General features: G+C 70.4%; 20 protein-coding genes. 14 read left to right on the plus strand and 6 right to left on the minus strand.

What is annotated here, in order from left to right; genetic code table 11:
• Window positions 1-1680, plus strand: coding sequence for a DUF885 domain-containing protein (locus BJ959_RS01100; protein WP_153981111.1), 1680 nt, complete (start codon window positions 1-3; stop codon window positions 1678-1680).
• A 149-nt stretch (window positions 1681-1829) separates the two neighbouring features.
• A complete protein-coding gene (gene rpsA / locus BJ959_RS01105; protein ID WP_153981110.1) occupies window positions 1830-3281 on the plus strand; it encodes a 30S ribosomal protein S1 in 1452 nt (483 codons plus the stop codon).
• 127 nt (window positions 3282-3408) lie between these two features.
• Here rpsA and BJ959_RS01110 read toward each other — a convergent pair whose 3' ends face one another.
• Window positions 3409-4038 carry a DUF4126 domain-containing protein gene (locus tag BJ959_RS01110; protein WP_153981109.1) on the minus strand — a complete coding sequence of 210 codons (630 nt, stop codon included), beginning with the start codon at window positions 4036-4038 and terminating at the stop codon, window positions 3409-3411.
• 40 nt (window positions 4039-4078) lie between these two features.
• Between BJ959_RS01110 and coaE the strand changes: the two genes are divergently transcribed.
• From coaE to BJ959_RS01170, 12 genes are all read left to right on the plus strand, one after another.
• The gene (gene coaE / locus BJ959_RS01115; protein ID WP_153981108.1) at window positions 4079-4714 is read left to right on the plus strand and encodes a dephospho-CoA kinase; all 636 of its coding nucleotides are present in this window, start codon (window positions 4079-4081) and stop codon (window positions 4712-4714) included.
• Window positions 4715-4723: 9 nt separating this feature from the next.
• Window positions 4724-6793, plus strand: a complete 2070-nt coding sequence (gene uvrB, locus BJ959_RS01120) for an excinuclease ABC subunit UvrB (protein WP_153981107.1) — start codon at window positions 4724-4726, stop codon at window positions 6791-6793.
• Between the two features lie 46 nt (window positions 6794-6839).
• On the plus strand, window positions 6840-9743 hold the full coding sequence (gene uvrA / locus BJ959_RS01125) for an excinuclease ABC subunit UvrA (RefSeq protein WP_153981106.1): 2904 nt from the start codon (window positions 6840-6842) through the stop codon (window positions 9741-9743).
• Between the two features lies 1 nt (window position 9744).
• Complete coding sequence (gene uvrC / locus BJ959_RS01130) at window positions 9745-11640, plus strand: excinuclease ABC subunit UvrC (RefSeq protein WP_153981105.1); 1896 nt, start codon at window positions 9745-9747, stop codon at window positions 11638-11640.
• A gap of 30 nt (window positions 11641-11670) precedes the next feature.
• Window positions 11671-12543 carry an RNase adapter RapZ gene (rapZ, locus tag BJ959_RS01135; RefSeq protein WP_153981104.1) on the plus strand — a complete coding sequence of 291 codons (873 nt, stop codon included), beginning with the start codon at window positions 11671-11673 and terminating at the stop codon, window positions 12541-12543.
• A gap of 43 nt (window positions 12544-12586) precedes the next feature.
• Window positions 12587-13567 (plus strand): DNA-binding protein WhiA, encoded by a 981-nt coding sequence (gene whiA / locus BJ959_RS01140; RefSeq protein ID WP_153981103.1) that lies wholly within the window; start codon window positions 12587-12589, stop codon window positions 13565-13567.
• A 136-nt stretch (window positions 13568-13703) separates the two neighbouring features.
• Window positions 13704-14330: a superoxide dismutase gene (locus tag BJ959_RS01145; protein WP_153981102.1), complete on the plus strand. Its 627-nt coding sequence runs from the start codon at window positions 13704-13706 to the stop codon at window positions 14328-14330.
• Between the two features lie 114 nt (window positions 14331-14444).
• Complete coding sequence (gap, locus tag BJ959_RS01150; RefSeq protein ID WP_153981101.1) at window positions 14445-15455, plus strand: type I glyceraldehyde-3-phosphate dehydrogenase; 1011 nt, start codon at window positions 14445-14447, stop codon at window positions 15453-15455.
• A gap of 30 nt (window positions 15456-15485) precedes the next feature.
• Window positions 15486-16700, plus strand: coding sequence for a phosphoglycerate kinase (locus BJ959_RS01155; protein ID WP_153981100.1), 1215 nt, complete (start codon window positions 15486-15488; stop codon window positions 16698-16700).
• Window positions 16691-17482: a triose-phosphate isomerase gene (gene tpiA, locus BJ959_RS01160; protein WP_153981099.1), complete on the plus strand. Its 792-nt coding sequence runs from the start codon at window positions 16691-16693 to the stop codon at window positions 17480-17482. The genes BJ959_RS01155 and tpiA overlap by 10 nt, the downstream gene beginning before the upstream one ends.
• A gap of 64 nt (window positions 17483-17546) precedes the next feature.
• Window positions 17547-17795, plus strand: coding sequence for a preprotein translocase subunit SecG (gene secG, locus BJ959_RS12445; RefSeq protein WP_153981098.1), 249 nt, complete (start codon window positions 17547-17549; stop codon window positions 17793-17795).
• 11 nt (window positions 17796-17806) lie between these two features.
• Complete coding sequence (locus BJ959_RS01170) at window positions 17807-18163, plus strand: RNA polymerase-binding protein RbpA (protein ID WP_153981097.1); 357 nt, start codon at window positions 17807-17809, stop codon at window positions 18161-18163.
• 40 nt (window positions 18164-18203) lie between these two features.
• Here the strand turns inward: BJ959_RS01170 and pgl are convergent, their stop codons facing one another.
• From pgl to tal, 5 genes are read right to left on the minus strand one after another with little or no spacing between them, the layout of a single operon-like run.
• Entirely contained in the window at window positions 18204-19007 is an 804-nt protein-coding gene (gene pgl, locus BJ959_RS01175) for a 6-phosphogluconolactonase (RefSeq protein WP_153981096.1), read from the minus strand.
• Between the two features lie 34 nt (window positions 19008-19041).
• Window positions 19042-19980, minus strand: coding sequence for a glucose-6-phosphate dehydrogenase assembly protein OpcA (locus BJ959_RS01180; protein WP_153981095.1), 939 nt, complete (start codon window positions 19978-19980; stop codon window positions 19042-19044).
• The gene (gene zwf, locus BJ959_RS01185) at window positions 19977-21518 is read right to left on the minus strand and encodes a glucose-6-phosphate dehydrogenase (protein ID WP_153981094.1); all 1542 of its coding nucleotides are present in this window, start codon (window positions 21516-21518) and stop codon (window positions 19977-19979) included. Before zwf ends, BJ959_RS01180 begins: the two co-directional genes overlap by 4 nt.
• A gap of 26 nt (window positions 21519-21544) precedes the next feature.
• Window positions 21545-23140, minus strand: a complete 1596-nt coding sequence (locus BJ959_RS01190) for a glucose-6-phosphate isomerase (protein WP_153981093.1) — start codon at window positions 23138-23140, stop codon at window positions 21545-21547.
• The gene (gene tal / locus BJ959_RS01195) at window positions 23137-24246 is read right to left on the minus strand and encodes a transaldolase (protein ID WP_153981092.1); all 1110 of its coding nucleotides are present in this window, start codon (window positions 24244-24246) and stop codon (window positions 23137-23139) included. The genes BJ959_RS01190 and tal overlap by 4 nt, the downstream gene beginning before the upstream one ends.
• Between the last annotated feature and the right edge of the window lie 22 nt (window positions 24247-24268).

Genomic DNA, 24268 nt, shown 5'->3' on the forward strand with positions numbered 1-24268 from the left:
ATGGCCCACGAACCTGCCGACCGCACGCCCACCCCCGTCGACGCCATCGCCGAGCGCTGGGTCGCCACCCTCGTCGACCTCAGCCCCGACACGGCGACCTACATCGGCGCCCCCGGACGGCTCGACGAATACACCGATTTCTCGCCGGAGGGGCGGGAGCGGTACGCAGCGGCGGCGCGCGCGACCCTCGCCGAGCTCGCCGCGGCGAGCCCCGTGGACGACACCGACCGGGTCACGATCGCCGATCTGAGCGCTGAGCTGAGCCTCGACCTCGAGCTGGCCGACGCCGGCTGGGACCAGCGCGACCTCAACGTCATCGCCTCGCCCGCGCAGGGCATCCGCGAGATCTTCGACCTGATGCCGACTGCCGCGGAGAGCGATTGGCGCACGATCGCCGGCAAGCTCGGCAACGTCGCGGGCGCTCTCGAGGGCTACACCGCGACCCTCCGCGAGGGCATCGCGGCCGGCAACACCCCCGCGCGTCGTCAGGTGCTGGAGGTGCTCGACCAGGCGCGTCGCACCGCTGCGGCCGACGGCTTCTTCCCGGAGTTCGCGGCGAGCGCGGGGGAGGGCGAGGCGCCCGTGCCCGCATCCCTGCAGGCCGATCTCGACCGAAACGCGCGCGCCGCCGCCGAGGCCTACGGTGCGTTCGCGCAGTTCCTGGAGGCGGAGCTGCTGCCCGCCGCCCGCGAGCACGACCCCGTCGGTCGTGAGCTCTACGCGCTGATGTCGCGCCGCTTCCTGGGGGCCGTGATCGACCTCGATGAGACGTACGAGTGGGGCATCGAGGAGCTCGCCCGCATGGTGGAGGAGCAGACCCGGATCGCCGGGGAGATCCTCCCGGGCGCGACCGTCGCCGAGGCGATCGCGCACCTCGAGCAGGACCCCTCGCGCAAGCTGCACGGCCGCGAGGCGCTGCAGGCGTGGATGCAGAACCTCAGCGACACGGCGATCGAGGAGCTCTCGCGCACCCACTTCGAGATCCCCGAGCCGGTCAAGGAGCTCGAGTGCATGATCGCGCCCACCCCCGGCGGGGCGATCTACTACACCGGGCCGACCGACGACTTCTCGCGTCCGGGTCGCATGTGGTGGAGCATCCCGGAGGGCGTCGACGAGTTCGATACCTGGCGCGAGACCACGACCGTCTACCACGAGGGCGTTCCCGGTCACCACCTGCAGATCGGCCAAGCCGTGTACAACCGGGCGCAGCTGAACTCGTGGCGCCGCTTGCTCGCGGGCACGAGCGGCCACGCCGAGGGCTGGGCCCTCTACGCGGAGCGGCTCATGGAGGAGCTCGGCTACCTCGACGACCCGGCCGACCGGCTCGGCATGCTCGACGGCCAGCGCATGCGCGCCGCACGTGTCGTGCTCGACATCGGCGTGCACCTCGGCAAGATCCACCCCGAAACGGGCGCGGTCTGGACGAGCGAGGACGCCTTCGCGTTCATGCGGAAGAACGTCAACATGAACGACGGCTTCGTGACCTTCGAGGTGAACCGCTACCTCGGCTGGCCGGGACAGGCCCCCTCGTACAAGGTGGGCCAGCGCATCTGGGAGCAGATCCGGGATGCCGCGAAGGCGAAGCAGGGTGCCGCGTTCTCGAACAAGGCCTTTCACAAGCACGCGCTAGACCTCGGCGGCGTCGGGCTCGACACCCTGCGCGGGGCGCTGCTCGGCTAGGGTCCACCGCCCCGGTTTGGTGCGGGGCGGCCCCACGGGATACGCTGGAGAGTCGTCGATTTGACGACAGTCCTGTCCGCATGCCCGGGCGACACCATGCAGTTCGTCGTCCTGGCCTGAATCCCTGTCCGCATCGGAGCACCCACTACATGACCCCCGCAACGACCAAGGCCCCCGCGCAGATCGCCATCAACGACATCGGCTCTGCCGAAGACTTCCTGGCCGCGGTCGAACTGACCCTGAAGTTCTTCAACGACGGCGACCTCATCGAGGGCACCGTCGTCAAGATCGATCGCGACGAGGTCCTCCTCGACGTGGGCTACAAGACCGAGGGTGTCATCCCCTCGCGCGAGCTCTCGATCAAGCACGACGTCGACCCCAGCGAGGTCGTCGCCGTCGGCGACACCGTCGAGGCCCTCGTTCTCCAGAAGGAGGACAAGGAAGGCCGTCTCATCCTCTCCAAGAAGCGCGCCCAGTACGAGCGCGCCTGGGGCGATGTCGAGAAGATCAAGGAGGCCGACGGCGTCGTCACCGGCACCGTGATCGAGGTCGTCAAGGGCGGTCTCATCGTCGACATCGGTCTCCGTGGCTTCCTGCCCGCCTCGCTCATCGAGCTGCGTCGCGTCCGCGACCTCACGCCGTACCTCGGCCAGGAGATCGAGGCGAAGATCCTCGAGCTCGACAAGAACCGCAACAACGTCGTGCTCTCGCGCCGCGCGCTGCTCGAGCAGACGCAGTCGGAGAGCCGCTCGACCTTCCTCAACAACCTCGCCAAGGGCCAGGTCCGCAAGGGTGTCGTGTCGTCGATCGTCAACTTCGGCGCCTTCGTCGACCTGGGTGGCGTGGACGGCCTCGTCCACGTCTCGGAGCTCAGCTGGAAGCACATCGAGCACGCCAGCGAGGTCGTCGAGGTCGGCCAGGAGGTCACCGTCGAGATCCTCGAGGTCGACCTCGAGCGCGAGCGCGTGTCGCTCTCGCTCAAGGCGACCCAGGAGGACCCGTGGCAGGTCTTCGCCCGCACCCACGCCATCGGCCAGGTCGCGCCGGGCAAGGTCACCAAGCTCGTCCCCTTCGGCGCCTTCGTGCGTGTGGCGGACGGCATCGAGGGCCTCGTGCACATCTCGGAGCTCTCGGCCAAGCACGTCGAGCTCGCCGAGCAGGTCGTGTCGGTCGGTGACGAGGTCTTCGTCAAGGTCATCGACATCGACCTCGAGCGCCGCCGCATCTCGCTGAGCCTCAAGCAGGCCAACGAGGGCCTCGACCCCGAGGGCACCGAGTTCGACCCGGCCGTGTACGGCATGCCGACGGAGTACGACGAGGCCGGCAACTACAAGTACCCCGAGGGCTTCGACCCCGAGTCGGGCGAGTGGAAGGACGGCTTCGAGGAGCAGCGCGCCAAGTGGGAGCAGGACTACGCTGCGGCCCAGGCGCGCTGGGAGGCGCACAAGAAGCAGGTCGCCGCGGCGATCGCCGACGAGGCCAACCTCGACCTGCCGGCGGCCGGCGGCTCGAGCTTCTCGTCCGAGTCGACGGGCGGTGGCACCCTCGCCGATGACGAGTCGCTCGCCGCGCTGCGCGAGAAGCTCGCCAGCAACGGCTGAGAACCGCACCGCATCAGGCGAACGGGCCGTCCCTTCGGGGGCGGCCCGTTCCGCATTCCCGCGGTAGTGACGACGCAGCGCTGACGACGGTGCGTGTGCGACGCTGCGCGGCCGACGCGGGCGGTCGCTAGGCGGGCGCGACCGAGCGACGCTGGCGGCGCAGCCGTCGGAAGATGGAGACCACGAGTACGACCATCCCGACCAGTGCGACGATCACGAGGATGGGGACGAGGATCGCGAAGATGCTCAGGAGGACGGCACCGATGTCCTCGCCGGTGGAGAGCGCGGGGGCCGCGGCGCCAGCGCTGAGCGCGTTCGCCGCCGGACGCACGAGCATCTTGCCAGCGTGGACGACGAGAGCGATGACGATGCCCGCGACGACGGGCACCCACGCGTTGGACTCGAAGAACGCGGCCGGGTCGGTCACGGCGGCGGTCTGCGTCGCGGCACCGGTGCCGAAGACGATGCCGCCGGATGCGGGGCGCACGATCGACTGCAGCCAGTCGTTGATCGAGTCCACCGCCGGAATCTTGTCCGCCACGAGCTCGATCACGAGCAGGACGCCGATGATGATCAGCACCCACTCGTTCTCGAGCCAGCGCCAGGCGCTCGGCAGCTCGACGACGTCGAGGAACCGCCCGGCGAGGCCCAGTACGAGCAGCGGGATGTAGGCGTTGAGCCCCGCGGCGACCGCCAGTCCGGTTCCGGTGAGCAGTTCGAGCACGACGGGCCTCCCTACGGGGTGAGTGTGAGTCATGCTACCTGCTCGCGCCGCACGCGCCCGATAGGGTCGGCGGGTGGATGTCATTGGGCTGACGGGCGGCATCGCCGCGGGCAAGTCGACGGTGGCGGCGCGGCTCGCGGAGCATGGTGCGGTCGTCATCGACGCCGATCGGCTCGCCCGCGAGGCGGTCGCCCCCGGCAGTCCGGGGCTCGCGGCCGTTGTGGAGCGCTTCGGCCCGCGGGTGCTCGACGCCGAGGGTGAACTCGATCGTGCCGCGCTCGGAGCGATCATCTTCGGCGATCCCGAGGATCGTGCCGCGCTCAACGCGATCGTGCACCCCGAGGTTCGCCGACTCTTCCACGAGCGCGTCCAGGAGGTCGCGGCGGCCGCCCCCGACGCGGTCGTCGTGTACGACGTCCCCCTCCTGGTCGAGTCGCGGGCCGCCGAGGAGTTCAGCCTCATCGTCGTCGTGCACGCGCCCGCCGCCCTGCGCGTCGAGCGGCTGATTGCCCTCCGCGGCATGGATCCGGCATCCGCCCGCGATCGCGTCGCCGCCCAGGTGAGCGATGACGAGCGCCTCGCCATCGCCGACGTCGTCATCGACTCCAGCGGCACGCTCGAGAGCACGATCGAGCAGGTGGATGCGCTCTGGCAGCGCCTCGTCGCCGAGCGCGCCGCTCGCACCGGAGTGTCAGACCCCTCCTCGTAGGCTGGAGTCATGGAACCCACGCGCTCGGTGCGCCCCTTCGAGGTCGTCAGCGAGTACCGACCGAGCGGCGACCAACCGCAGGCGATCGCTGAGCTCGCCGCGCGCATCAACGCGGGCGAGACCGACATCGTGCTGCTCGGCGCCACGGGAACCGGCAAATCGGCGACCACGGCCTGGCTGATCGAGCAGGTTCAGCGGCCGACCCTCGTGCTCGCGCACAACAAGACGCTGGCGGCCCAGCTCGCCACCGAGTTCCGCGAGCTGATGCCGCACAACGCGGTCGAGTACTTCGTCTCGTACTACGACTACTACCAGCCCGAGGCCTACGTGCCGCAGACGGACACCTTCATCGAGAAGGACAGCTCGATCAACGCCGAGGTCGAGCGCCTGCGCCACTCGACGACGAACTCGCTGCTGAGCCGGCGCGATGTCGTGGTCGTGTCGACCGTCTCGTGCATCTACGGTCTCGGCGCGGCCGAGGAGTATCTCGAGGCGATGGTCGCCCTCCAGGTGGGGGAGCGGATCCCGCGCGAGACGCTGATCCGCAAGTTCGTCGGCATGCAGTACCAGCGCAATGACGTCGACTTCTCGCGCGGCAAGTTCCGCGTGCGCGGCGACACGATCGAGATCATCCCGATGTACGAGGAGCTCGCGATCCGCATCGAGATGTTCGGCGACGAGATCGAGGCGCTCTACGCGCTGCACCCGCTCACTGGCGATGTGGTGCGCCCGCTCGACGCGGTCTCGGTCTTCCCGGCGACGCACTACGCCGCCTCGCCCGACACGATGCAGCGAGCCATCGCGACCATCAAGGAGGAGCTCGAGGTGCGGCTCGCCGAGCTCGAGCGCCAGGGCAAGCTGCTCGAGGCACAGCGGCTGCGCATGCGCACCACGTTCGACCTCGAGATGATGGAGCAGCTGGGCTTCTGCAACGGCATCGAGAACTACTCGCGGCACATCGACGGGCGGGCGCCCGGGGAGCCGCCGAACTGCCTGCTTGACTACTTCCCGGACGACTTCCTCGTCGTCATCGACGAGAGCCACGTGACGGTCCCGCAGATCGGGGCGATGTACGAGGGGGATGCGAGCCGCAAGCGCACGCTCGTCGAGCACGGCTTCCGACTGCCGAGCGCTCTCGACAACCGGCCGTTGCGCTGGGAAGAGTTCCTCGACCGCACCGGCCAGAAGGTCTACCTCTCGGCCACCCCCGGGAAGTACGAGCTCGGCATCACCGACTCGGTCGTGGAGCAGATCATCCGCCCGACCGGCCTCGTGGACCCCGCGATCGTGGTCAAGCCGAGCAAGGGCCAGATCGACGATCTGCTCGAGCAGATCCGGGTGCGGGTCGAGCGCGACGAACGCGTCCTCGTGACGACCCTCACGAAGAAGATGGCCGAGGAGCTCACCGACTTCCTCACCGAGGCCGGGGTGCGCGTGCGCTACCTGCACTCCGATGTCGACACCCTGCGTCGGGTCGAGCTCCTGCGCGAGCTGCGCCAGGGCGTGTACGACGTCCTCGTCGGCATCAACCTGCTGCGCGAGGGTCTCGACCTGCCGGAGGTCTCGCTCGTGGCGATCCTCGACGCCGACAAGGAGGGCTTCCTGCGCTCGTCGACCTCGCTCATCCAGACGATCGGGCGCGCCGCCCGCAACGTCTCGGGGGAGGTGCACATGTACGCCGACGTGGTCACGCCGTCGATGGCGCATGCGATCGACGAGACCAACCGGAGGCGCGACCGCCAGCTCGCCTACAACGCCGAGAACGGCATCGACCCGACGCCGCTCCGCAAGCGCATCGCGGACATCACGGACCAGCTCGCGCGGGAGGGAGCCGACACGGCGGAACTGCTCGCAGCGCGCTCCGGCGGCAAGCCCCGCGCGGCGACGCCCGCCCTGCGGCGCGAAGGCGTGGGTGCGGCGGGGGCGACCGAGCTCGAGGCGATCATCGCCGACCTCACCGCGCAGATGCTCACGGCGGCCGAGGAGCTCAAGTTCGAGCTCGCCGCCCGGCTGCGGGACGAGGTGCAGGATCTCAAGAAGGACCTGCGCGGCATGATCGAGGCCGGGCACGTGCGCTGACGAGGGCCGGCCCAGGCACGGGATGCTGTCAGACCCCGCACCTAGAATGGGCCGAGTGTCGGCCACCCCTCTCGAATCTGCCCCGCACCTGAGCGTCCGCGGCGCGCGCGTGCACAACCTGCGCGACGTCGACCTCGTGATCCCGCGCGACGCCCTCGTCGTGTTCACCGGGCTCTCTGGCTCGGGCAAGAGCTCCCTGGCCTTCGACACGATCTTCGCCGAGGGCCAGCGCCGGTACGTGGAATCGCTGTCGGCCTACGCCCGCCAGTTCCTCGGCCAGGTTGACCGCCCCGACGTCGACTTCATCGAGGGCCTCAGCCCCGCGGTCTCCATCGACCAGAAGTCGACGAACCGCAACCCGCGCTCGACGGTCGGCACGATCACCGAGATCTACGACTACATGCGTCTGCTCTGGGCGCGGGTCGGCATCCCGCACTGCCCGGAGTGCGGCGAGCGCATTCAGCGCCAGACCGTGCAGCAGATCGCCGACGAGCTCATGGAGCTGCCGGAGGGCACCCGATTCCAGGTTCTCGCCCCTGTCGTGAGCCAGAAGAAGGGCGAGTTCGTCGACCTCTTCCGCGAGCTCTCCGCCTCGGGCTACGCACGCGCCGTCGTCGACGGCGAGCTCATCCAGCTCACCGAGCCGCCGACGCTCAAGAAGCAGGTGAAGCACGACATCGCCGTCGTCGTCGATCGCCTCGTCGCCAACGCCGATGCGCTGAGCCGTCTGACCGACTCGCTGGAGACCGCGCTCGGTCTCACCGACGGACTGGTGGTCGTCGACTTCGTCGATCGTGAGCCCGAGGCGGCCGACCGCACGCGCACCTTCAGCGAGAAGCTCAGCTGCCCGAACCGCCACCCCCTGCAGCTGACCGAGATCGAGCCGCGGACGTTCTCGTTCAACGCCCCCTTCGGGGCCTGCCCGGTGTGCTCGGGCCTCGGCACGCGCATGGCCGTCGACGTCGACCTGCTCATCGGCGATCCGACCCTGAGCGTCAACGAGGGCGTCATCCTGCCGTGGAACCAGCAGGGCAAGGGTCTCTACAGCTACTTCCAGAAGCTCCTCGCCGGCCTGGCCCGCGACCTCGGATTCTCGCTCGACACCCCCTGGGGCGAGCTCGAGCAGAGCGTGCAGGAGGCCATCCTGCTGGGCAACGACTTCGAGGTGCGGGTCAAGTGGCGCAACCGCTTCGGGCGCGACGTCACCTACTCGACCGGCTTCGAGGGCGTGATCCCGTACATCGAGCGCAAGTACGCCGAGGCCGACAGTGATTGGGCCCAGCAGCGGTTCGCCGAGTACCTGCGCGAGGTTCCCTGCCCGGAGTGCAACGGTGCGCGCCTCAAGCCCGAGGTGCTCGCCGTGAAGGTCGACGGCCGCAGCATCTCCGAGGTCGCCGAGCTCAGCCTGCTCGATTCCTACGCGTTCATGCAGGGCATCACGCTGACCGAGCGCGAGGCGGCGATCGCGGCCGCTGTGCTCCGGGAGATCCGCGCCCGGCTCGAGTTCCTGCTCGAAGTGGGTCTCGGCTACCTGAGCATGGCGCGCGCGGCGGGAACGCTCTCGGGCGGCGAGGCGCAGCGCATCCGCCTGGCCACTCAGATCGGGTCGGGCCTGACGGGCGTGCTGTACGTGCTCGACGAGCCCTCTATCGGTCTGCACCAGCGCGACAACCGCCGCCTCATCGACACCCTCGTGAAGCTCAAGAGCCTCGGCAACACCCTGATCGTCGTCGAGCATGATGAAGACACGATCCGCACCGCGGACTGGGTCGTCGACATCGGTCCGGGCGCGGGAGAGCACGGGGGCCGCGTCGTGCACTCCGGGCCGTACGCCGAGCTGATCGCCAACCCGGCCTCGATCACGGGCGACTACCTCGCCGGTCGGCGCACGGTCGTCGACTCGGTCACCCGGCGCCCGATCGACCCCGAGCGGATGCTCACCGTGGTCGGCGCTCGAGCAAACAATCTCCGCGATGTGACCGTCGACTTCCCGCTCGGCGCCTTCGTCGCCGTCACCGGTGTGAGCGGCTCGGGCAAGTCGTCGCTCGTCAACGACATCCTCTACAAGGTGCTCGCGAACCGGCTCAACGGGGCGCGGCAGGTTCCGGGCAAGCACTTGCGCGTGACCGGGCTCGAGCACCTCGACAAGGTCGTGCACGTCGACCAGGCGCCGATCGGCCGCACCCCGCGGTCGAACCCCGCGACCTACACCGGTGTCTTCGACCGCATCCGAGCCCTGTTCGCCGAGACCGTCGAGGCGAAGGCGCGTGGCTACCAACAGGGCCGCTTCAGCTTCAACGTCAAGGGCGGCCGCTGCGAGAACTGCGCCGGCGACGGCACGATCAAGATCGAGATGAACTTCCTTCCCGACGTCTACGTCGCCTGCGAGGTCTGCGGCGGAGCCCGCTACAACCGCGACACGCTGACCGTGCACTACAAGGGCAAGAACATCGCCGAGGTGCTCGACATGCCGATCGAGGAGGCCGCGGAGTTCTTCGAGCCGATCTCGGCCATCCACCGCTATTTGAAGACGCTGGTCGATGTCGGGCTCGGCTACGTGCGGCTCGGGCAGAGCGCTACCACGCTGTCGGGCGGCGAGGCCCAGCGCGTGAAGCTCGCCACCGAGCTGCAGAAGCGCTCGAACGGTCGCAGCATCTACGTGCTCGACGAGCCGACGACGGGCCTGCACTTCGAAGATGTCCGCAAGCTGCTGCTCGTGCTGAACGGCCTGGTCGACAAGGGCAACACGGTCATCGTCATCGAGCACAATCTCGACGTCATCCGTGCCGCCGACTGGATCATCGATCTCGGCCCCGAGGGAGGCTCGGGCGGCGGACAGGTCATCGCGACCGGCACGCCGGAGGAGGTCGCGCTCGTGCCGGAGAGCCACACCGGCGCGTTCCTCCGCGACCTGCTGCCCGTCGCCGGCCCGGTCGCCGCGAAGGCCTGACATGGTGCCGCGGGAGGACTGGCGCCCGAAGCGCGGTGAGATCCCGACCGAGCCGGGTGTCTATCGGTTCCTCGACGCGTCGGGCCGGGTGCTGTACGTCGGCAAGGCGAAGAACCTCCGCAGCCGGCTGAGCAACTACTTCCAGCCTCTGCACAGCTTGCACGAGCGGACCCGCCGGATGGTCACGACCGCCCAGGGCGTGGAGTGGACGGTGGTCGGCAGCGAGCTCGAGGCGCTGTCACTCGAGTACACCTGGATCAAGGAGTTCGCGCCCCCTTTCAACGTCAAGTTCCGCGACGACAAGACCTACCCGTATCTCGCCATCACCCTCGCCGAGCGCGTGCCGCGGGTGATGATCACCCGCAATCGAAAGCTCACCGGGGCACGGTACTTCGGGCCGTACACGAAGGTGTGGGCCGTGCGCGAGACCGTCGACCTGATGCTGAAGGCCTTCCCGATGCGGTCGTGCTCCGACTCGGTCTACCAGCGCGCGCACCGTACCGGGCGCCCGTGCCTGCTCGGCGACATCGGCAGGTGCGCGGCGCCCTGCGTCGGCCGCGTCACGCCGGAGGAGCACCGGGGCATCGCCCTCGACTTCGCCTCGTTCATGGCCGGCAACGACGAGAGCTACGTGCGAGGCCTCCGCACCGCGATGACCGCGGCCGCGCGCGACCTCGACTACGAGTCCGCGGCCCGGCTTCGCGACCAGATCGGCGCGCTCGAGACCGTGCTCGCCAAGAGCGCCGTGGTGCTCGACGAGCAGACCGACGCCGACGTGTACGGCATCGCCGCCGATGAGCTCGCCGCGGCGGTGCAGCTCTTCATCGTGCGCGGCGGGCGCATCCGGGGCGTGCGGGCCTGGGTCGTCGACACCGAGCTCGACGTCACCTTGACCGACCTCGTCGACACCGTGCTCCAGAACGCCTACGACGAGGGCGACGCGCCGGCCCGCGAGATCATCGTGCCCGCCGTGCCCGACGACGTCGCCGCCCTGCAGCAGGTGCTGACGGAGCGGCGCCGGGCGGCGGGGGAGCGCGGCGCGGTGGCCGTCAAGACGGCGCAGCGCGGCCAGAAGGCGGCCCTCGCCGAGACCGTCGCCACGAACGCGACCGGCGCGCTGCTGCAGTACAAGACCCGTCGCAGCGGTGACTTCACGGCGCGGTCGCAGGCACTCGCGGACATCCAGGAGGCCCTCGGTCTCGCCGAGGCGCCGCTGCGGCTGGAGTGCTTCGACGTCTCGCACTTCGGGGGGAGCAACCCGGTCGCCTCGATGGTCGTGTTCGAGGACGGCCTGCCGCGCAAGGACCAGTACCGCACCTTCGCCATCGCGGATGCCCGCGACGACACCGACGCGATCCACCAGGTGCTCCGCCGGCGCCTGACCTACCTCCACGACGAGGCGGCGGCGACGAGCCCGGGGGATGGCCCCGACGGCGCGGCGCCCGCCCGGAAGGCGTTCCACTACCGGCCCGGACTCCTCGTGATCGACGGCGGCCAGCCGCAGGTCGCGGCGGCCGCGCGGGCACTGCGCGACGAAGGTCTGACCGACATCGCCGTGTGCGGCATCGCGAAGCGCCTCGAGGAGATCTGGCTGCCCGACAGCGACTACCCGGTGATCCTGCCACGCTCGTCCGACGCGCTGTTCCTCCTGCAGCGCCTGCGCGACGAGGCGCACCGATTCGCCCTCAAGTACCAGACGAAGAAGAGGTCGTCGGATATCCGTACCGTCCTCGAGAGCATCCCGGGCCTCGGGCCCGCCCGCACCCGCGAGCTGCTGCAGCGCTTCGGCTCGGTGGCGCGGCTCCGCGCCGCCACCGCCGACGAGCTCGCGGCCGTGCCCGGCATCGGCCCGACGACCGCAGAGGCCGTCCGCCGCGCACTCCGCGACGGCGGGTAGGCTGAGATCCCCGAGCGAGGAACGCCCACGATGCCCGACTCCGTCCCCCACGACGTCCTGATCGTCACCGGCATGTCCGGCGCGGGACGCTCGACGGTTGCCAACGCCCTCGAGGACATCGGCTGGTACGTCGTCGACAACCTCCCGCCTCAGATGCTGCGGCCGCTGGTCGATCTTGCCGTGCACCCGGGCAGCGCCCTGCCCCGCATCGCCGCCGTCGTCGACGTGCGCGGCGGGCGCCTGTTCAGCGATCTCGCCCACATCATCCACGAGCTCCGCGAGCGCACGAGCCTGCGCGTCGTCTTCCTCGAAGCGACGGATGCGGCGCTCGTGCGGCGCTTCGAGCAGGTTCGGCGCCCGCATCCGCTGCAGGAGGGCGGCACGCTGCTTGACGGCATCGCCCGCGAGCGCGAGCGCATGATCGAGGTGCGCGAGCAGGCGGACATCATCATCGACACGACCGAGTTCAACATCCACCAGCTCGCGACGACCGTCACCGAGATCTTCACGGCGCAGGGCGATGCGGGAGTGAAGGTCACCGTCGAGAGCTTCGGGTTCAAGTACGGCACTCCGAGCGATGCCGACATGGTCGCCGACGCGCGCTTCCTGCCGAACCCGTTCTGGCAGCCAGAGCTGCGGGCCGCGAATGGTCTCGAGGCCGCGGTGAGCGACTACGTGCTCGCCCAGGAGGGCGCCCTGGAGTTCCTCGACGCGTTCGAGGCGATGCTGCGGCCAGTGCTCGCCGGATACGCCCGCGAGAACAAGCGACACGCCACGATCGCCATCGGCTGCACGGGCGGCAAGCACCGCTCGGTGGCCCTCGTGCAGCAGCTCGCCGAGCGCCTGCGGCAGGGATCGCCCGTCACCGTGACCGTGAAGCATCGCGACCTCGGACGCGAGTAAGGTCGAAGGCTGAGCATCAGGACGAACGGAAGGGACGGCCGCCGTGGCATTGACCGCTGAGGTGAAGCAGGAGCTCGCGCAGGTGGCGGTCACGAAGACGACCGTCCGCGCGGCCGAGCTCGCCGCGATCCTCCGGTTCGCCGGCGGTCTTCACCTGATCTCCGGCCGCGTGGCCGTCGAGGTCGAGCTCGACTCGCCCGACATCGCCCGGCGCGTGCGCCGCGACATCGCGGAGCTGTACGGCACCCGCAGCGACGCCTCGATCCTGTCGCCCGGCGGCATCCGCAAGGCACCCGCGTACGTCGTGCGGGTGCTCGACGGGGGAGAGACGCTCGCCCGGCAGACCGGGCTGCTCGACGCCCGACGTCGCCCGGTGCGCGGACTGCCCAACAAGCTGACGACGGGGTCCCGGGAAGAGCTCGCCGCCGTCTGGCGCGGCGCTTTCCTCGCTCACGGCTCGCTGACCGACCCCGGCCGTTCGGCGGCGCTCGAGGTCACCTGCCCCGGCAACGAGTCGGCCATGGCGCTCGTCGGCGCCGCGGGTCGTCTCGGAATCGCGGCCAAGGCCCGCGAGGTGCGCGGCGTGCATCGCGTCGTGATCCGCGACGGGGAGAAGATCAGCGCGATGCTGCGGCTCATGGGCGCCGCGGCGACCGTGACCGCCTGGGAGGAGCTACGGGCCCGGCGCGAGGTGCGCGCCACCGCCAACCGGCTCGTCAACTTCGACGATGCCAATCTCCGCCGCTCGGCGCAGGCGGCGGTGGCTGCCTGCGCCCGCGTCGAGCGCGCCCTGGAGATCCTCGGCGACGATCTGCCCGAGCACCTCCGCTACGCGGGGCAGCTGCGCCTCGATCACCGCGACGCCAGCCTCGACGAGCTCGGCCACCACGCCGACCCGCCGATGACCAAGGACGCCGTCGCGGGGCGCATCCGCCGGCTGCTCGCGATGGCCGACAAACGAGCCGAGCAGTTGGGCATCCCCGGCACCGACGCCAATCTGCCCGCCGACCTCGACCTCGCCTGAGCGAGCCCGCGCCCGGGGTGCTCCGGGAACACTCCCGGCCCCGGAGATGTTGGCCCAAGTAGACTGGCGCACCGTCAGCGCGGCGCTCCGAACCATCGGGGCCCGAACGCCCCAACAGCGAGGAGACACCGCTCCCATGACCGTCTACACCTTGCCCGAGCTCGGCTACGACTACGCCGCTCTCGAGCCCCACATCAGCGCTCGCATCATGGAGCTGCACCACTCGAAGCACCACGCCGCCTACGTGGCGGGTGCCAACGGCGCTCTCGAGGCGATGGCGGAGGCGCGCGAGACCGGTGCGTTCGCCAACATCAACCGTCTCGAGAAGGACCTCGCCTTCCACCTCGGCGGCCACATCAACCACTCGATCTTCTGGACCAACCTCTCGCCCGACGGGGGCGACAAGCCCACCGGCGAGCTGGCCGCGGCGATCGACGAGTACTTCGGCTCGTTCGACAAGTTCGTCGCGCACTTCACCGCCGCGTCGATGGGTATCCAGGGCTCCGGCTGGGGCGTGCTGAGCTGGGACCCGATCGGGCGCCGGCTCATCATCCAGCAGCTGTTCGACCAGCAGGGCAACACCGCGCAGGCCACGGTGCCCCTGCTGCAGCTGGACATGTGGGAGCACGCCTTCTACCTGGACTACGTGAACGTGAAGGCCGACTACGTGAAGGCGTTCTGGAACATCGTCAACTGGCAGAACGTGGCCGACCGCTTCGCCGCGGCACGTTCGACGACGGACGGGCTCCTGCTACTGTCATAGCAGGCGTCGTGGCCGGGGCTGATGCCCCGGCCATCGTCTTTTCTGCACCACCACTACCACCACCTCTACCACCACACCCCGGCGCCCCCGTGCGCCGGAGCAACAGGAGTACCCGTGAGCGTGAAAGTCGGCATCAACGGATTCGGCCGCATCGGCCGCAACTACCTCCGGGCGGCTCTCGCCCAGGGCAGCGACCTCGAGATCGTGGCGGTCAACGACCTGTCCGACAACGAGGCTCTCGCCCACCTCCTCAAGTACGACTCGGTCGGCGGCCCCCTCGGCCACGAGGTGAGCCACGACGGCGACTCGATCACCGTCGGCGGCCGCAGCATCCGCGTCTTCGAGGAGCGCGACCCGGCGGCCCTGCCCTGGGGCGACCTCGGCGTCGACATCGTCATCGAGTCGACCGGTCGCTTCACCAACGCGGAGGACGCCCGCAAGCACATCGCCGGCGGCGCCAAGAAGGTGCTCATCTCGGCTCCCGCGACGGGCGACGACGCCACCATCGTGATGGGCGTGAACGAGGAGACCTACGACCCGGCGACGGACATCATCATCTCGAATGCCTCCTGCACCACCAACTGCCTCGCGCCTCTCGCCAAAGTCTTCAACGACGCCTTCGGCATCGAGCGCGGCTTCATGATGACGGCGCACGCCTACACGGCGGACCAGAACCTGCAGGACGGGCCGCACAAGGACCTCCGCCGCGCCCGCGCCGCCGCGGTCAACATCGTGCCCGCATCCACGGGTGCCGCGAAGGCGATCGGTCTCGTGCTGCCCGAGCTCAACGGCAAGCTCAGCGGCTCGTCGTACCGCGTGCCGGTTCCCACCGGCTCGATCGTCGACCTGACGATCGTGACCCCGACCGCGGGCCTGACCGTCGACGCGATCAACGCCGCGTACCGCGCTGCCGCGAGCGAGGGCCGACTGGCCGGCTACCTCCAGTACACGGAGGACCCGCTGGTCTCGAGCGACATCCAGCTCAACCCGCACTCGTCGATCTTCGACTCGGAGCTCACCAACGTCAGCGGCAACCTCGCGAAGGTCTCGGCCTGGTACGACAACGAGTGGGGCTACTCGAACCGCCTGGTCGACCTGACCGAGTACGTCGCCGCCCGCCTGTAATCCGCTGCTGCGCCCACCCCGGAGGACTCCATGAGCCTGCGCTCCCTCGCGTCCCTCGGCGATCTCGCCGGTCGCCGCGTCATCGTCCGATGCGACCTCAACGTGCCGCTGAAGGATGGCGCGGTGACCGACGACGGGCGCATCCGCGCCTCTCTGCCGACGCTGCGCGCCCTCACCGGCGCCGGAGCACGGGTGGTCGTCGTGTCACACCTCGGCCGTCCCGAGGGCGCGCCCGACGAGCGCTACAGCCTGCGTCCGGTCGCCACACGCCTCGGCGAGCTGCTGGAGGCGCCGGTCGCCTTCGCGGCCGACACCATCGGCGAGGCGGCGGCGGATGCGGTGGCGGGGCTCGATGACGGGCAGGTCGCCGTGCTCGAGAACCTGCGGTTCAACGCGGGGGAGACAGCGAAGGACGCCGCCGAGCGCCAGGCCTTCGCCGACCAGCTGGCTCGCTTCGGCGACGCGCTCGTCTCCGACGGGTTCGGAGTCGTGCACCGCAAGCAGGCCAGTGTCTATGAGCTCGCGCAGACTCTGCCGAGCGCGGCGGGTCTGCTCATCGCCACCGAGACCGACGTGCTCGACCGCCTCACCGAGCGCCCCGAGCGGCCGTACACCGTGGTGCTCGGCGGATCGAAGGTGAGCGACAAGCTCGGCGTCATCCAGCACCTCCTGCCGCGGGTCGACCGCCTGCTCATCGGCGGGGGGATGCTGTTCACCTTCCTCGCGGCGCAAGGCCACAAGGTGGGCGCGAGCCTGCTCGAGGCCGACCAGCTCGACACCGTGCGGGGCTACCTCGCCGAGGCCGCCGAGCGCGGCGTCGAGATCGTGCTGCCCACCGACGTGGTCGTCGCCGAGCGGTTCGCCGCCGACGCGCCGCACACCGTGCAGAGGGCCGACGACATCGAGGGCGGGCCGGCGGGGGTATCCGGCATCGGGCTCGACATCGGGCCGGAGACCGCGGCCCGCTTCGCGGATCTCGTCGCCTCATCGACCACCGTGTTCTGGAACGGCCCGATGGGCGTCTTCGAGTTCCCGGCCTTCGCCGGCGGCACCCGCGCGGTCGCTGAGGCCCTCACGCGGGTCAACGGGCTCGGCGTCGTCGGCGGCGGCGACTCCGCTGCGGCCGTCCGCGCCCTCGGCTTCACCGACGACGATTTCGGGCACGTCTCCACCGGAGGCGGCGCCAGCCTCGAGTTCCTCGAGGGCAAGAAGCTCCCCGGACTGGAGGTCCTCGGATGGCAGTGAACCGCACCCCGCTGATCGCGGGCAACTGGAAGATGAACCTCGACCACCTGCAGTCGATCGCCTTCGTGCAGAAGCTCGCCTGGAGCCTCCGCGACGCGAAGCACGACTACTCCGAGGTCGAGGTGGCGGTCTTTCCGCCCTTCACCGACCTGCGGAGCGTGCAGACGCTCGTCACGGCCGACAAGCTCGACCTGCGCTACGGCGGCCAGGACCTCTCGGAGCACGACAGCGGGGCCTACACCGGTGAGGTCTCGGGCGCCTTCCTCGCCGCCCTCGACTGCCGCTACGTGATCATCGGACACAGCGAGCGGCGCCAGTATCACGGCGAGACTGACGAGCTCATCGCCCGCAAGACGGTCGCCGCGCTGCGCCACGGCCTCGTGCCAGTGGTCTGCGTGGGGGAGACGGCGGAGGACCTCGAGAAGCACGGCCCCTCGGCAGTGCCGGTCGCGCAGCTCGGTGTCGTTCTCGCGGCGCTGGAAGCCGATGCCGATGTCGTCGTCGCGTACGAGCCCGTCTGGGCCATCGGGTCGGGCCAGGCGGCCACGCCCGAGCAGGCCCAGCAGGTCTGCGGCGCCCTGCGCGCAAGCATCGCCGAGGCGCTCGGCGATGAGGCCGCGGCGCGGACGCGGATCCTCTACGGCGGCTCGGTCAAGGCCGCGAACATCGCCGGCTTCATGAAGCACAAGGATGTCGACGGCGCGCTGGTCGGCGGCGCAAGCCTCGACGTCGGCGAGTTCGCGAGCATCGCCCGCTTCCCGAAGCACGTCGGCACCGCCTGACCCGCCCCCCGCCCGCCGTCCGGTAGGCTTGCAGATCGTCCGACACGCGCGAGAGGTTCACCCCGTGGAAATCCTTCAGGTCGTGCTCCAGGTCATCCTGGGCATCACGAGCCTTCTTCTGACCCTGATGATCCTGCTGCACCGCGGTCGCGGCGGCGGGCTCTCCGACATGTTCGGCGGCGGCGTCACCTCGAACCTCGGTGCCTCCGGCGTGGCCGAGCGCAACCTCAACCGCATCACGGTGATCCTCGCCCTGGTCTGGGTGAGCTCCATCGTGATCCTCGGGCTCATCACCCGCTTCAGCGCGGTCTAGGGGAGGCGGAGATGGTGTCAGGAGGCAGCGCGATCCGCGGCTCGCGGGTCGGTTCCGGCCCCATGGGCGAGCAGGACCGCGGCGTCCACGCTGAGCGCATCGCCGTGTCGTACTGGGATGCCATGGGCAACGAGACGGTGCGATACTTCGCGGCGAACCTCCCGGAGGAGGAGATTCCCGAGATCATCGACTCGCCGTCGACGGGTCTTCCGGCTGGTCGCGACAAGGACAACCCGCCCCAGGTGGCGAAGAACGAGCCGTACAAGACGCACCTTGCCTACGTGAAGGAGCGCCGCACCGAGGAGGAGGCTGCGCAGATCCTCGACGAGGCGCTGCAGAAGCTCCGCGAGCGGCGCGGATCGGCCTAGCCTCGGGCCGTTCGCCAATGGGCCGGACTCCCCCGTCGGCTCAGGGAGCCCAGTCCGGCTGATCCATCGCGCCCGTCCAGTAGCTGGTGGGCGCGATGAGCGCGGCAGGCACCTCTGCCGACGCCGCCTCGTCGACGAGGAACAGCGTGCGCCTCTGCCCGAGCACGCCGGCGACCGGCACGTCGGCCACGGCCGCACCCGCGAGCGCGAGCCCGAGAGCGGCGGCCTTGTCGGCCCCGGCCAGCACGAGCCACACCCGCTCGGAGCTGTTGATCAGCGGGAGTGTCAGGCTGAGCCGCTGCGGCGGCGGCTTGGGGGAGTCGTGGACGGCGATGGCGCCGGGCTCGGCCACCGTCGGCCCGGGAAGCTCGGGGAACAGCGAGGCGATGTGTCCGTCGGGGCCGACCCCCAGGAAGGTGATCGCGAACGACGGGTAGGTGCCGCCACCAGCCGCGCGCAGCTCGTCGTCGTACCGGCGCGCGGCCGCCTCGAGGTCGAGCCCCTCATCGGGAGCGGGGAAGGGGTGGATGTTCGCCGAGGGGATGACCACCGCATCCAGGAGCGCCTCCCGGGCCTGGCGCTCGTTGCGGTCGGGATGACCGGTGGGCACCCAGCGCTCGTCGCCCCACCACGCGTGCACGCGCGTCCAGTCCAGCCGATCGCGGTCGGGATGCGCGGCGATCGCCGCGAGCACATCGATGCCGACCGAGCCGCCCGTCAGCACGATGTGCACCACGGGGCGCTCCGCGAGCAGCTCGCTCATGGTGCTGACGAAGCGCTCGGCGGCGGCGGCCGCGAGGGCCGCGCGGTCGGTGTGGACGAGGACGCGACGGTCGGTCGACACGGTGGTGGAGCCTCTCTGTGGAGCGGATGCGCGTTCAGCGCGACGGTGCGACAGCCGAGGCCGGACCGAAGCCGCTCGCGAGCACCGCCCCGAACTCGTCGTCGGGGTCGAGCCTACGCAGTTCCTCGGCGAGGCACTCGCGCAGGCCCCGGCGCGGCAGCGAGAGCTCGTGCTGCGGCTGTCTGGGCTGGTCGAGCGAGACGACACCCGGACGGGTGCGCTCGAGCCGGATCGCGCCCGAGGCGCGGTGCAGCACCACACGGTGGATCCCGGTCGACGGCAATGAGCCCGCGACCTCCACGTCGACCTCGACCTGCAGCCGGAGACCCAGCCACGCCGCGAGCAACGAGGTGGAGGGGCTGTCGGCCGCGCCCGCGACCTCGACTCGGGTGATCGGTTCGTAGGGCGGCTGGTCGAGGGCCGCCGCGAGCTGCGCGCGCCACAGGGTCAGGCGCGTCCAGGCGAAATCGGTGTCTCCGGGGCGATACCCCGCAGCGATGCGCCGGAGGGCCTCCTGCGGATCGTCGGCGGAGCCCGCATCCGTGATGCGCCGCTGCGCGAGGCGACCGAGCGGCGTGTCGCACACCGCGTCGGGGCACTCACCGGGCCACCACGACACAACGGGCGCGTCGGGCAGCAGGAGCCCCGTCACGAGACCGCGGAGATCGGAGGCCGTGTCACCGTGCGCGCGCAGCACGATCACCTCGCTGGCCCCGGCATCGCCCCCGACGCGGATCTCGGCGTCGAGCCGCGGCGCAGGTGCGGCAGCGTCGGTCGAGACGACGATGATGCGCATCGGATGCTCGCGCGAGGCCTCGTTGGCCGCGGCGATGACATCCTCCTCCTCGCCGATCTCGCTCGTGATGATGAGCGTGAGCACACGGCCGAGCGCCACGGCGCCCGCCTCATCGCGGATGCGGACGAGGGTCTTCGAGACCTGGCTCGCGGTCGTGTCGGGAAGGTCGATGATCACGGGCGCCTCCAGACGCGTCCATCGCGGGCCAGCAGGTCGTCGGCCGACTGCGGCCCCCAGGTACCGGGGGCGTACTGCTCGGGGCGGCCCTGGGTCGCCCAGAACTCCTCGATGGGGTCGAGGATCTTCCAGCTGAGCTCGACCTCCTCGTGCCGCGGGAACAGCGGCGGGTCGCCGAGCAGCACGTCGAGGATGAGGCGCTCGTAGGCCTCGGGACTGGCCTCGGTGAAGGCGTGGCCGTAGCCGAAGTCCATGGTGACGTCGCGCACCTGCATCCCGGCGCCGGGCACCTTCGAGCCGAAGCGGATCGTCACACCCTCGTCGGGTTGCACGCGGATCACGAGCGCGTTCTGGCCGAGAGCCGAGGTCTGCGCCTCGGCGAACAGGTACTGCGGCGCCCGCTTGAACACGACGGCGATCTCGGTCACGCGGCGCCCCAGACGCTTGCCGGCGCGCAGGTAGAACGGCACACCCGCCCACCGCCGCGTGTTGATGTCGAGGCGCATGGCCGCGTAGGTCTCGGTGACCGACTCAGGGTTCATGCCCTCCTCGTCGAGGAAGCCCGGCACCCACTGCCCGCCCTGCCAGCCGCTCGCGTACTGCCCGCGCGCCGTGCCCGTGCTGAGGTCGCGGGGAAGGCGGACCGCCGACAGCACCTTCTCCTTCTCGGCGCGCAGGTCGGCCGCGTCGAACGACACGGGCTCCTCCATCGCGGTGAGTGCGAGCAGCTGCAGCAGGTGGTTCTGGATGACGTCGCGCGCCGCGCCGATGCCGTCGTAGTAGCCCGCGCGCCCGCCGACGCCGATGTCCTCGGCCATGGTGATCTGCACGTGGTCGACGTAGTTCGCGTTCCAGATGGGCTCGTAGAGCATGTTCGCGAAGCGCAGGGCGAGGATGTTCTGAACGGTCTCCTTGCCCAGGTAGTGGTCGATGCGGAACACCGAGTCGGGCGGGAAGACCGACTCGACGACGTCGTTGAGCTCGCGCGCGGTATGCAGGTCGCTGCCGAAGGGCTTCTCGATGACGACGCGGCGCCACTCGCCGGGCTTCGCCTCTGCGAGGCCGCTGCGGCGCAGCTGCTCGGTCACGACCGGGAAGGACTTCGGCGGGATCGACAGGTAGAACGCGTGGTTGCCCATGGTGCCGCGCTCGCGGTCGAGATCGCCGAGCGTCTCCGCGAGGCGCGCGAACGCCGCGTCGTCGTCGAAGTCGCCGGAGACGAAGCGGATCCCGGCCGAGAGCTGCCGCCAGACCTCCTCGTGGAAGGGCGTGCGCGCGTACTGCTTGACGGCGTCGTGCACGACCTGTTCGAAGTCCTGCGTCTCCCAGTCGCGTCGGGCGAAGCCGACCAGCGCGAAGCCCGGCGGCAGCAGGCCGCGGTTCGCCAGGTCGTAGACCGCGGGCATGAGCTTCTTGCGCGAGAGGTCGCCGGTCACGCCGAAGATGATCAGGCTGCTCGGCCCGGCGATGCGGTTGAGCCGACGATCATCGGGGGAGCGCAGCGGGTTGCTGTCGCGGTCGATGGCGACCGGGGCCATGGTTCTCCTCGTGGTGGCGGGGCGGGTCAGGAGAGCGCGGTGCGCACGACGTCGAGCGCAGCGGTGTCGCGCACGCGGAGCGTGACGACGGGCATCCCAGCTTCGGTCAGCACGGCCGCGTCGCCCGCCGCCTGCGCGGCGATGAGCTGCCCGTAGCTGAACGGCCGGTCGGGGATCTCGAGATCGTCGGCGAGAGTGCCGGTGATCTGCAGGAACACCCCGCGGGCCGGACCACCCTTGTGATACTGGCCGGTCGAGTGCAGGAAGCGCGGTCCCCAGCCGAACGTCACGGGGCGCCCGGTGCGCGCAGCAACGGCGGGGCGCACTGCGGCAAGCTCGGCGTGCGCGAGGCGGTCGAGGTAGGCCTGCAGGGCAATGTAGCCGTCGGCGGGCACCGCGCCCTCGAGACGCGCCAGCGCGTCCTCCAGGGTGGCTGCCCCGGCGAGCAGCTCGACCGGGCCAACGACCTCGACGCCGCGGTCGGTGAAGACCGCCGGCACGGGCTCGGGACGGGCGTCGAGCAGCCCGCGCGCCGCGACCTTCGCCGACTCCACGTCGGGCTGGTCGAAGGGGTTGATGCCGAGCAGCACCCCGGCGACCGCTGTGGCGTACTGCCAGGTGAGGAGGTGCGCGCCGAGCGAGCCCGAGACCTCGATCTCGCCCTCGACGACCTCTCGGGTGGCGCGCGCGTCGGCGACGAGCCGAACAACCTGCACATCCTCCGCTCCACTCGTCAGCTCCGGCGCTCCGGCCTCGACGACAACGGGCAGGATGCCGCGGCCCTCCTTGCCGGTCGACTCGGCGATGAGCTGTTCGATCCAATCGCCGAGCCCCACGATGTGGGTGCCGTCGGCGACGATCACGAGCTTGTCGCGGAGCGGTGCGGTGCCGGCGATGGCCGCCCCGAGCCGAAGTCCGGGATTCTCGGGCGCGTCGACGGCGAGGAGCAGGCTCGCGGCCTCCGCCTCGTCGAGGAGAGCATCCAGATCGACGCCGGCGAGCCCCGAGGGCACCAGGCCGAAGGCGGTGAGGGCGGAGTAGCGGCCGCCGACCGTCGGGTCGGCGGTGAAGACACGGTAGCCCGCCGCCACAGACGTCTGTTCGAGCGGGGAGCCCGGGTCGGTCACCACGATGATGCGCTCGGTCGGGTCGATGCCGATGGCACGGAATGCGGCCTCGAAGCTGCGCTTCTGGCTCTCGGTCTCGACGGTCGATCCCGACTTGGAGGAGACGACGACGGCGGTGTGCCCGAGGTGGTCGTCGAGGGCATCCGCGACCTGGCCGGGATCGGTGGAGTCGAGCACGGTGAGCGGCACGCCGGCGGTGCGGGTGATGACCTCCGGCGCGAGCGACGAGCCGCCCATGCCGCAGAGCACGATGCGCGTGACGCCCCGCTCGGCCAGCTGGGCCCGCAGGGTGGTGATCTCGGCGACGAGCGGTCGCGAGACGGCGACCGCCTGCGTCCAGCCCAGTCGGATGCTCGCCTCGGCCTCAGCGGCCGGGCCCCAGAGCGTGGCGTCGCCGGCCGTGATGCGGCTCGCGATCAGCTGTTCGACGAGCCCGGGCACGCGGGTCTCGATGGCGGCCTGCGCGGCGCCGCGGGCGGCGACGGTGACACTCATCGGGCGGCCTCGAGCGCCGCGCTCACGGTGTCGAGCAGCTCGTTCCAGCTGACGATGAACTTCTCGACGCCCTCCTTCTCGAGCAGGGCGGTCACCTCGTCGTACGAGATGCCGAGCTCGTTGAGCGCGGCGAGCACGGCCCGGGCCTCGTCGTACGAGCCACTGACCGTATCGCCGACGATGACCCCGTGGTCGAAGGTGGCCTGCAGCGTCTTCTCGGGCATCGTGTTGACGGTGCTGCCGACGGCGAGCTCGGTCACGTACAGGGTGTCGGGAAGGCTCGGGTCCTTCACGCCCGTCGAGGCCCACAGCGGTCGCTGCACGTTCGCACCGGCGTCGAGCAGGGCCGCGGCGCGTTCAGTCGCGAAGGCCTGCTCGAAGACCTCGTAGGCGAGGCGCGCGTTCGCGATGCCCGCCTTGCTCTTCAGGGCGAGGGCCTCGGGCGTGCCGATCTCGGTGAGGCGGCGGTCGATCTCGGTGTCGACACGCGACACGAAGAACGAGGCGACCGAGTGAATGGTCGACAGGTCGATGCCCGCAGCGTGCGCCTTCTCGAGGCCCGCGAGGTAGGCATCGATGACGGCGCGGTGCCGCTCGAGGCTGAAGATCAGGGTGACGTTGACGCTGATGCCCGCCGCGATCGTCTCGGTGATCGCCTCGAGGCCCTCGAGGGTCGCCGGGATCTTGATCATCGCGTTCGGTCGGTCGACCTTCGCCCACAGCTCGCGCGCCTGGGCGATCGTGCCGGCGGCATCGTGCGCGAGACCGGGCTCGACCTCGATCGAGACGCGGCCATCCTGGCCCCCGGTCGAGCCGTAGACCCCCGCGAAGATGTCGCTCGCTGCGGCGACGTCGTCCGTCGTGATTTCGAAGACCGCACGGCTCACGTCGGCACCCGCGGCGGCGAGCTCGCGGATCTGCGCGTCGTAGGTCGTGCCCGTCGCCAGCGCAGAAGCGAAGATCGTCGGGTTGGTGGTCACGCCGACGACGTTGCGGTCGGCGATGAGCGCGGCGAGACCGCCCGAGGTGATGCGGTCGCGCGAGAGGTCGTCGAGCCAGATGCTGACGCCGAGGGCGCTGAGCTGGGCGGTGGGGGTGGAGGTCATCGGATCCTCATTCGGTCGGGGT

The organism is Microcella frigidaquae (genome assembly GCF_014200395.1).
Classification (GTDB): Bacteria; Actinomycetota; Actinomycetes; order Actinomycetales; family Microbacteriaceae; genus Microcella; species Microcella frigidaquae.